Annotated in this window: 6 protein-coding genes and 1 rRNA gene; all 7 read right to left on the reverse strand. The window is 46.4% G+C overall.

Annotated features, from left to right (window positions below; all coding sequences use genetic code 11):
* Positions 1-174: ribosomal RNA gene (locus ACZMB2_RS13215) — 16S ribosomal RNA — on the reverse strand; the annotation flags it as partial.
* Between the two features lie 580 nt (positions 175-754).
* Positions 755-3,031 (reverse strand): hypothetical protein, encoded by a 2,277-nt coding sequence (locus ACZMB2_RS13220; RefSeq protein ID WP_173859690.1) that lies wholly within the window; start codon positions 3,029-3,031, stop codon positions 755-757.
* A gap of 212 nt (positions 3,032-3,243) precedes the next feature.
* A complete protein-coding gene (locus ACZMB2_RS13225; protein ID WP_487597086.1) occupies positions 3,244-4,884 on the reverse strand; it encodes a TIM barrel protein in 1,641 nt (546 codons plus the stop codon).
* Between the two features lie 206 nt (positions 4,885-5,090).
* Positions 5,091-5,264, reverse strand: a complete 174-nt coding sequence (locus tag ACZMB2_RS13230; RefSeq protein WP_022461670.1) for a DUF4250 domain-containing protein — start codon at positions 5,262-5,264, stop codon at positions 5,091-5,093.
* Positions 5,261-7,867: an ATP-dependent chaperone ClpB gene (clpB, locus tag ACZMB2_RS13235; protein WP_055220290.1), complete on the reverse strand. Its 2,607-nt coding sequence runs from the start codon at positions 7,865-7,867 to the stop codon at positions 5,261-5,263. Before clpB ends, ACZMB2_RS13230 begins: the two co-directional genes overlap by 4 nt.
* A 259-nt stretch (positions 7,868-8,126) precedes the next feature.
* Positions 8,127-9,347: a tyrosine-type recombinase/integrase gene (locus ACZMB2_RS13240; RefSeq protein WP_055168668.1), complete on the reverse strand. Its 1,221-nt coding sequence runs from the start codon at positions 9,345-9,347 to the stop codon at positions 8,127-8,129.
* A 104-nt stretch (positions 9,348-9,451) separates the two neighbouring features.
* Positions 9,452-9,646, reverse strand: coding sequence for a hypothetical protein (locus ACZMB2_RS13245; RefSeq protein ID WP_055168632.1), 195 nt, complete (start codon positions 9,644-9,646; stop codon positions 9,452-9,454).
* Between the last annotated feature and the right edge of the window lie 386 nt (positions 9,647-10,032).

Below are 10,032 nucleotides of genomic sequence, written 5' to 3' on the forward strand. Positions count from 1 at the left end.
CGTTTCCAGCTGTTATCCCCCGGTATGGGGCAGGTCACCCACGCGTTACTCACCCGTCCGCCGCTCAGTCAGTTAAGAATCATCCGAAGAATCTTCTTAACTGCTTCGCTCGACTTGCATGTGTTAAGCACGCCGCCAGCGTTCATCCTGAGCCAGGATCAAACTCTCTGATAAAAGATTTGTTCCAAGTTCAAAATCAACATACTAGCTAATTTATCCCTTTTACTGTTTTAAAGGATCTTTCGATCGTTTTGAATTACTTATTCAGAACTTTCGAGGATGTGTTTCACTGTTTAATTATCAAGGATCTCTGCTGTTCCGACTCGGATCAGCTCGTTTATTTTACCACAGAGCTTTTCGTTTGTCAAGAACTTTTTTAATTTATTTTTTCGAAGCTCTTTCGAACTTCTTTGCTGTTCTCTCGATCAGCAACTCGTTTATTTTATCAAACTCATTTGCTTTTGTCAAGAACTTTTTTCAAGTTTTTTTGAAGCAGTTTTTGTAACCCGCGGCAGCCACCCGGCTCCGAACTAGGTTTTTCTGTTTCAAAAGAACTCATTCACTGTAGCTCTCGCTGACAGCTTAGTTATAATAACACCGCCAAAAGCAAAAGTCAACACCTTTTTTCGAATTTTCTTATTTTTAGAAAAATATAGTTAATTCTACATATTTTATATTTTATCTGACTATTTACAATCTATCCAAAACCGTCCAAAAGAAAAGGCGCCTTCCGGCGCCCTTTCCCTTTCAACTCTTATTTCTCACGTTTACGATAAACAACTGCTCCGACCACTGCTGCTGCAGAAACGCCGAGCAGGATCACCCACAGCATCACCTGTGTGCGGTCTCCCGTGTCCGGACTCTTTGTTGCTTTCTTCAGATAGAATACGGTATCCGCCTGGCCCTTGCTTGAAACGATCGAAATCGTATGCTTGCCTTCTGCCAGACTCTTTGTATACTCAGCCTTCAACGTAACCTGCGTATTCTCTTTTCCAGCCGTCACATAATTCTTCGCATCAATCTCTTTCTGGTCGATGAGAACCTTTTTGAGATCCTTTGCTTCAAAATCTGCGGTGAAGGAAAGCTCCTTGCCCTGCATACCTGACTGATTGACTCCTTTGGTAATCTTCGGAAGATTCTGCGCAGTCATCGGTTTCTGTTTCAGGCCGGCAATCGCTTTTTCCAGCGCTGCCGCATAACCATCCACCGTCTTCTGCTCCGTGACATTCTTTCCGCGTACAATCGCTGCTTTTGTATCATTGACTGCTTTTACGCTCTCGTCCGTGTATTTCTTCAGATCGTTTGGAATCTTCTTCACTGCGGCATCTACTTTGCTGTAGTCCGCATCTTTATACGTAAGGCCGGCAATCGCTGCCTCGATCTTTTTTGCGTAACCGTCTACGCTCTCCTGCTCTGTGACCGGCCGCTCGGTTACGACGCTGTTCTTTGCATCTTCCAGTGCTTTTACAGACGCATCGGTATACAGACTGAGGTCCGCTGGAATCTTTTTGATGGCTTCCTCTACTTTGGAATAATCTGCTTTCCGAACCTGCAGTCCTGCCAGTGCATTTTCAATTGCTGCTGCCCAGCCGTCTACTTCTGCCTGATCCAGAATGGTTTTTCCGCTTTCTACGCTGTTGATCGCTGTCTGAAGCGGCTGAATGCTTTCTTCCGTATAAATACTCAGATCATTCGAAACTTTAGCAAGAGCCGCGTCTACGGTGCTGTAGTCCGCCGGTTTCAGGGTCAGTCCGTCAAGAGCTGCTTTCAGGTTTTCTGCAAACTGATCGACTTCCTCCTGTCTGCTGTCATCCAGATCCCATACAATGGCTTCTTTTGCCACATTCAGTGCTTTTACGCTCTTTTCGGTATAAATGGATAAGTCTTTCGGAATCTTTCCCAGGAGTTCTTCCACTCCCTGATAATCTGCCGGAACCGGTTTGCGTACCAGTGCTGCAATTGCATTCTCCAGTGCTTCCGCATAAGCAGCAACTGCCTGCTGCTCTTCTATCGTTTTGGTGCGGTCGATGGATGCGATGACTGCATTCAGTGCTTCCACACTCTCTTCCGTATAGATAGAAAGATCTCCCGGAACTTTGGCAAGTACTGCATCAACTTCTGTGTAATCTGCGCCAAGAAGCGTCAATGCGTTTACTGCTGTCTGAATGGCTGCCGCATAACCATTTACGGTTTCCTGTTCAGCTGATGGCAGGTTCTCTTTTACCGCATCTTTTGCTTTCTGAACAGCTGCCGCGCTTTCTTCTGTATACCGGCCCATGTCCTCCGGAATCAGCGCCAGCGCTTCTGTTACTTTGGTGTAATCTGCGGCTTTTACAATCACAGTGAATTCCTGTGTGAAGTCAACGCCGGTTTTCTTTCCGTCTTTGATTGTCGCCAGAAGTTTTACGGTTCCGGCATTCGTTACTTTCAGGTTTGTGCCGTCTAAAACAGCACCTGTCATTCCGGCATCCGTGATTTCCCATGTGATCTGTTTCTGATCTGCATTTTCTGGAACTGCTTTGCCCGTCAGTGCGGTGGTTCCCGGGATTTCTTTCGGTATGCCCTGGATTTCTGTTACAGCTGCGTACTCATAGGTTCTTATCTGGATTTCAATGGCATCTTTTGTTTCCGTTTCTGCGATCTTTGTTACAATCCAGCTTCCGTTCCAGCTGTCTGCCTTTTTAAGCAGATAATCTGCCGGAGCCTTTTTGGCCTTTTCCGTAAGATCCTTCAGATTCCAGGAAGCCGCCGCTGCGATCACAGCCTCTTTTTCTGTTTTTATTCTTTCTTTGTCATCTTTCTGATCTTTCTTTTCATCCGGATTTGTTTTTTCTGAAAGTATTCGGATTTCTCTGTTCTCTGCATCATTTTTAATCTCCGTATCTTTGCCGAGAACGTCGCCTGCTTTCAGCGAAAGCTCTCCGAACTTCCACGTTTTGGCTTCCTCTTTTGCGAATGCCATGGTTGGGAACATCGTCACGATCAGAAGCATGGACAGTACAAACGAAAGCATTTTTTTCGTTTTCTTCATAACACAAATCCTCCTTTCCTTTTGATTGTTTTGCAGCCGCCAGGGGCCGCAGTTTCTCTTGTTACTTTCATTATACGTGTGTCAGAAAAAGAGTCAATGGGCCGTAAAAATTCGTAAGAATTCTTGTGCATTTCCGCTAAAATACTTTCAACGTTTTTTCACAATACTTCCATGAATTTTTACGGCCCGTCAGATTTTCTTAAGATATTCCTTTATTTGTGATGAAGCACATATTTCACATACGCAATTCTACGGCTGTCCGGTGCCCAGGAGTTGACGTTGATACTGCCCTGGCCGCCGAAAAGATCCAGCAGTTTTTTCTTATTCTGTCCGTCATAATCCATCATTCCAAGCGATACATACATGTTCGGCAGATGCTCATTCGGTTCCAGCTCACCTTTAGCGAAGGTCAGGTAAATGACGTGTTTTCCATCCGGCGAAACGTGGCCGAACCAGTTGTTGGCATCGGAATCGGTCATCTGGGTGAGACCGCTGCCGTCACGGTTCATCCGCCATACCTGCATCAGACCGCTTCTGGTGCTGTTGAACCAGATGTGCTTTCCGTCCGGTGAATACTCCGGACCGTCGTTGTAGCCTTTGCCGTCCGTCAGGCAGATTTCCTCGCCGCCGTCTGATGGAATCGTACAGATCTCAATGCGCATGGTCTCCTCCTCCGGCTTTTTGCGGAAGGCACAGTACGCAAGCTCTTTTCCGTCCGGCGACCAGCCGTGCAGATAGCTGAGACCCGGTCCGGTGAGGTCTTTTGGTTCACCGCCTGTCATCGGGAGCACGTAGATGTGGGATTCATACGTTCCATCTGTGAGTTCCGGCGGCATGCAGCTTACCGCCAGCAACTGGTTGTCCGGTGACGGAACGTGGTCATTGTTGCACTGCACGCAGAAACCGGTATCAACCTGCTCCACATGGTCTTTGTCGATCTCATAGCGGTAGATTTTTCCATCCGCATTATAAAGCAGGGTGTTTCCATCGTTCAGCCAGTTCGGTGCCTCGATGATTCCCGGAAACTCATGCAGCACGGTTTCTTCTCCGGTCTCCACATCCATCGTGCAGAGAATGCTGTCGGTGTTGTCTCTGTCCCCTGTCCATCCGGAGAGCATTTTTCCGGCGTGGCAGGTATCCTCCAGTGTTGCCGCATCCATATCCACAATCTGCAGTGCACCGTTTGCGCGGGCGAACTGGAAGCAGGCTTTCAGATCAACCATGCCTTTTCCAAGCGGCGCTTCCTGGCCGGTGATTTTCATATCTTTATAATGAACGGCTTTGACTCGGTCCGCATGCGCCCAGAGGAACTCTTCCGGGTCGACGCCGCCGCAGTACATCCAGCCGGCATCTACTTCTGCTCCGACTTTTTCACCGCAGGCTTCCAGGAGATATTCGTACGCTGTTTTTCCATTCACGCGGATACAGATATCTTCTTTTTCGTTGTGGATCAGAAGACCTGCTCCGGCTTTTTCCAGTTCTTCTGCCAGTTCGCGGTATCTTGCAGCGGTTTCGTCCAGAACATCTTTTGTCAGGCGTGCCGGGCTCTTTACGACAAACCAGGAAATGTGGTATTTCTGCGCCAGTTCTGTAAGAATGGCAAGTTCTCTTTCATAGTGGTATTCATCCAGGAAAATGTGGACCGCATGAACCTCAATGTGGTATTTTGCAAGCAGCGGCATTGCCTGCTCCAGATCCTCCGGGATCCAGAAACCGTAGTCCCTGGCATCAACACGGAATCCGAGACACGGCTCGATCTGGCGGTAGCCTGCCTCATAGATTTTCTTTAAAAATCCTTCGGGATCCTGTTTCCATTCTTTGGATACCCCATACATCTGTACACCAAAATACATATTTGTTTCCTCCTTCTCCAGATCCGCTGTTTCCCCATTTTCAGCGGATTTTCTTTTCCTCCATTTTACCACATTTCTTCTATTGTAGATATGATTTTTCCTGTCAGTTATAAGAAACACGCTTTGCGTAAAAAAGGCGCCCCGTATGTGTTTTTTCCACATACGGAACGCCTTTTTCCGCCATTTTTTTCAGGGCCTGGTTATTCTTATACAAACTGGTTCGTTTTCTCATCGTACTCATAGTCGATGAGCGCCAGTTTTTCCCGCAGATCGGATTCCTCTGTCTGCATAGCCGCGCAGAATTCTGCGAGCGACGGGTAAAAATCTCTTAACTGCGTATTGACATAGCTCAGCAGCATTACGGGATCTTTCGGCATCATTCGTCTACTACCTCCACACCTGGTTTGATCATTGCCTTCAGGCCGCCGTTTTCCACATCCAGAAGGATCGTATCGCCCTCGCTGACCTGACCGCCAAGGATCAGTTTTGCGGTGCTGGTTTCTACCTCTTTCTGTACGAAACGTTTCAATGGACGGGCGCCGTAAACAGGGTCGTAGCCGCCCTCAATGACAAACTGTTTTGCAGCCGGGCTCAGTTCGACGGTAAGCTCCTGGTCTGCCAGACGTTTGTTCAGTCCTTTCAGCAACAGATCTACGATATGACCAATGTTGTCTTTTGTCAATGGTTTGAACATAATTGTTTCATCCAGACGGTTCAGGAACTCCGGACGGAAGTGTGCACGCAGATCCTGCATGACCAGGTTTCTCGCCTCTTCGGAGATGCTGCCGTCGTCCTGAATGCCGTCCAGCAGATACTGGGATCCGATATTGGAGGTCATGATCAGGATCGTATTTTTAAAGTCTACGGTACGGCCCTGGGAGTCGGTGATACGGCCGTCATCGAGTACCTGCAGCAGAACGTTGAAGACGTCCGGATGCGCTTTCTCGATCTCATCGAACAGAACAACAGAATATGGTTTTCTGCGCACTGCCTCGGTCAGCTGGCCGCCCTCCTCGTAGCCTACATATCCCGGAGGCGCTCCGATCAGACGGGAGACGGAGTATTTCTCCATGTATTCACTCATATCGATTCGAACCATGTTGTTCTCATCATCAAACAGCTTTTCTGCCAACGTTTTCGCAAGCTCTGTTTTACCGACACCGGTAGGTCCAAGGAACAGGAACGAACCGATCGGTTTTGTCGGATCCTTGATTCCGGCTTTGGAACGGATGATCGCATCCGAAACCTTGGTGACTGCCTCATTCTGGCCGATAACTCTCGTGTGAAGTTCATCTTCCAGGCCGAGGATCTTAGTTCTCTCGCCTTCGGTCAGTTTTGCAACCGGGATTCCGGTCCAGCGGGAGACAATTCTGGCAATCTCTTCATCCGTTACACTCTCGTGTACCAGGGAGAGATCTTCATTTTTAACTTTTTTCTCTTCTGCTTCCAGCATCTGCTGTAATTTCGGGAGTTCACCGTACTGCAGTTCAGCGGCGCGGTTCAGATCGTAATCATTCTTTGCTTTCTGGATCTGGCGGTTCATGTCCTCGATCTGCTCACGCAGTTTGGACAGTTTCTCAACGGAACTCTTTTCATTTTCCCATTGTGCCTTTGCAGAATTAAAGGTATCCTTTAACTCAGCCAGCTCTTTCTGCAGTGTTTCCAAACGCTCGCGGCTCAGATTGTCGGTCTCTTTTTTCAGTGCGGCTTCCTCGATCTGCATCTGCAGAATCTTACGGCGCTGCTCATCCAGCTCGGCCGGCATGGAATCCAGTTCTGTCTTGATCAGAGCGCATGCCTCGTCGACCAGGTCGATTGCTTTATCCGGCAGGAAACGGTCGCTGATGTAACGGTTCGAAAGGGTTGCGGCTGCAACGAGGGCACCGTCGGTGATTTTTACGCCGTGATAAACTTCGTAGCGCTCTTTTAAGCCACGCAGGATGGAAATCGTATCCTCTACGGTCGGCTCATCAACCTGAACCGGCTGGAAACGGCGCTCCAGGGCGGCATCTTTTTCGATGTACTGGCGGTACTCATCCAGCGTTGTGGCACCGATGCAGTGCAGTTCGCCTCGTGCCAGCATAGGTTTCAGCATGTTTCCGGCATCCATCGCGCCGTCGGTCTTTCCGGCGCCGACGATCAGGTGCAGCTCATCGATGAACAGAATGATTTTTCCGTCGCTCTTTCTGACTTCCTCCAGAACGGCTTTCAGACGCTCCTCGAATTCGCCGCGGTATTTTGCTCCGGCTACCAGGGCTCCCATATCGAGGGAGAAAATGGTTTTATCTTTCAGGCTCTCCGGTACATCGCCGTTGGCGATTCGCTGGGCCAGGCCTTCTACGACTGCGGTTTTACCAACACCAGGCTCACCGATCAGAACCGGATTGTTTTTTGTCTTACGGGACAGGATACGGACAACGTTCCGAATTTCGGTATCACGGCCGATAACCGGGTCCATTTTCTGGTTTCTGGCTTTTTCTACGATATCCTGGCCATATTTTTCCAGGGTGTCGTATGTTGCCTCCGGGTTGTCGGTGGTAACTCTCTGGTTTCCGCGCACGGTGCTTAATGCCTGCAGGAAACGTTCTCTTGTGATGCCGTACTCCTGAAACAGTTTTTTCATGGACGGGCTTGGGTTTTTCAGCATTGCCAGGAAGAGGTGTTCTACGGAAACATACTCGTCTCCCATGGCTTTCGCCTCATCCTCAGCATTTATCAATGCTTTATTCAGATACTGACCGATATACGGCTGACCGCCGGATACTTTGACGCGGTCGTTCAGCGCCGTCTCGACACGGTTCAGAAAATGATCTTTGTTGATTTCCATCTTTTCGATCATTTTCAGAATCAGGCTGTCGTCCTGATGCAGGAGGTTATACAACAGATGCTCCTGCTCTATTTCCTGGTTGCCGAAATCGTATGCGGTCTTTTCCAGGTCCTGTACAGCCTGCAGCGATTTTTGTGTGAATTTACTGATATTCATAATCGGCTTCCTCCTTATCTATCAAATGCTAACATTCGCTCCGAACAAAAAGAGCGTGGATGTAAAATTTCTTTTCTTTTCTTTGTTCTATCCGTACTATAACACTAGTTATTAGCACTGTCAAGAGGTGAGTGCTAATTTTTTGAGATTTTTTTTGCAAACCCTTTAAAATCAATGGTTTGCAGTATCTTATTTCTTTTGAAATTGTGATTTTTTCTGTTTTGACACCAATTTGACACCAATTTCTCTTTTTGTGGTGTCAAGCATTTAACACCATACTATCTAGTCTTGCAATCTCATTTTCAATCCTTGTCAGCTCTCCAATATGGTTATACACTTCCATTGTTACATCTATATGAGCGTGTCCCATAATATATTGAAGAACTTTTACGTCCATACGGCACTCTGCCATTCTGGTACAAGCTGTGTGACGCATTACATGAGCTGAAAACTTTGGTAACAGCTCTGCTTTCCTATGCTCTTTTTTTGCTCTCTCTACTTCGGTTTTGTTATATGCGTCTACAATGTTGTATAAAACACTATTTACGCCATTCGGCATAAGCGGTCTGCCCGATTTTGCTGTAAAGACAAACCCCGAACACCCGTCCACCTCAATGCTCTTATCCTTTGCAAGCATAAAATTGATTTTTCTTTGTTCCTCAAAGGCTTTTGCAACTTCTTGTGTCATAGGTATAATACGAATACCCGACGACGTTTTTGGTGTTGAGATATGGAACTTGCAACCGTCGCCTAAATTCTTATAAATGAGCTGGTGGTCTACATTAACCGTTTTTGCCTTGATGTTTATATCTTTCCATGTAAGACCAATAAGCTCCCCACATCTTAACCCCGTACCAATCATTATGGTAAACATAGGATAATATGTGTTATAGACATTGCTCTGTTTTACAAACTCCATAAACTTTTCTTGTTGAGAAACTGTTAAGGCTTCTTTTTCCTCTGCTGGTTTTCCATAATCACTAATGGAACTTTTTGCAGGGTTCTTTCGGATAATATCATCATCAACAGCCATTTCTAATGCAGGATAAAGCAGGTTGTGAATATACTTGATTGTAGAATAAGCATATCCAGCTTTGGAAAGTTTCGCATAATACGCTTTAATATGTGAGGGTAAAAGCTGAACAACTTTAATATTTCCAATCTCGTCTTTTACTCTGTTTTCCCAAGCACGAACATAACTAACTCTTGTAGTATCAGCCAGCTCACGAGTTGCCATATAACGCTCAAACAACGTGTTAAGCGTCATTTTTTTGATTGCTCCGTCTGTCAATATATTATCTTCCATATCTTTTGCAATCTGCTTCTCTTTTTCTCGAAGCTCTGGTAAATCTTGTGCATAGACTGTCAATCTCTTGCCTGTTCTTACATCTGTATAACGATAACTGTATCTTCCATCATTACGCCAGTTTTCGCCCTCTCTTAATTTTCTTCCTTTTGGGTCTTTTCTACTAATTGCCATGAGAACCATTCCTTTCTGAAAAAGCCTCTTTTCTTGTTCTCACAGCGTGCTTTGTCCTTTCTTATTATACTACACACGCCAGAGAACATAAATAGAAAATCGCTCTATTCTTCCAAATATAACAAGTATTTCTTGACTTTTTCTATGGAATAAAGAACCCTGCGACCTATCACAATTTTTGCTCCTGCCTGCTCGCCAATCTTTCTTGCAGTAGCACGACCACAAGATAACCTAGCAGACAGTCCCTCTATATCAACAGCAATCGGCTGTTCCGTTGCTCTTATCTTCGTTTTATTCATATTCCAACACCTTACCTCGCTGGAACATCACATCATTTAACACATCAGTATTTAACATAATGTAACACCCCCTTTACTGTGTGTCTATTTATAAGTTACATAAGCAGACAGACGGCTTTGGAAAGCTCCATTAGTATCTCAACTATTCCCATTCTTGTGGGCAGAACCGCACCATGCGGACGTATCATTATTCTGTGAGGATAGGTCATGGCAAAACGACTTTTCCAACAGTCGCTCTCGGATCACTGCGTGAGTCGCTCGCTTTCTTTTGGAAAGGTCGTGGCGTACAGTCCCCGTGGCTCGCTATCTCACAAACGTATCTGTCTGCTTTATTCAGTTGTCAAAGAGCTGTGGCGAAAGCGTGTTGCTTTCATGTAAAAGCAGGG

The organism is Hominiventricola sp., from assembly GCF_057604405.1.

Excerpts from the sequence above, each read along its gene's own strand:
- ACZMB2_RS13220 (WP_173859690.1), bottom strand. The coding sequence starts at position 3,031 with ATGAAGAAAACGAAAAAAATGCTTTCGTTTGTACTGTCCATGCTTCTG.
- clpB (WP_055220290.1), bottom strand. The coding sequence starts at position 7,867 with ATGAATATCAGTAAATTCACACAAAAATCGCTGCAGGCTGTACAGGAC.
- ACZMB2_RS13230 (WP_022461670.1), bottom strand. The coding sequence starts at position 5,264 with ATGATGCCGAAAGATCCCGTAATGCTGCTGAGCTATGTCAATACGCAG.
- ACZMB2_RS13245 (WP_055168632.1), bottom strand. The coding sequence starts at position 9,646 with ATGAATAAAACGAAGATAAGAGCAACGGAACAGCCGATTGCTGTTGAT.
- ACZMB2_RS13225 (WP_487597086.1), bottom strand. The coding sequence starts at position 4,884 with ATGTATTTTGGTGTACAGATGTATGGGGTATCCAAAGAATGGAAACAG.
- ACZMB2_RS13240 (WP_055168668.1), bottom strand. The coding sequence starts at position 9,347 with ATGGCAATTAGTAGAAAAGACCCAAAAGGAAGAAAATTAAGAGAGGGC.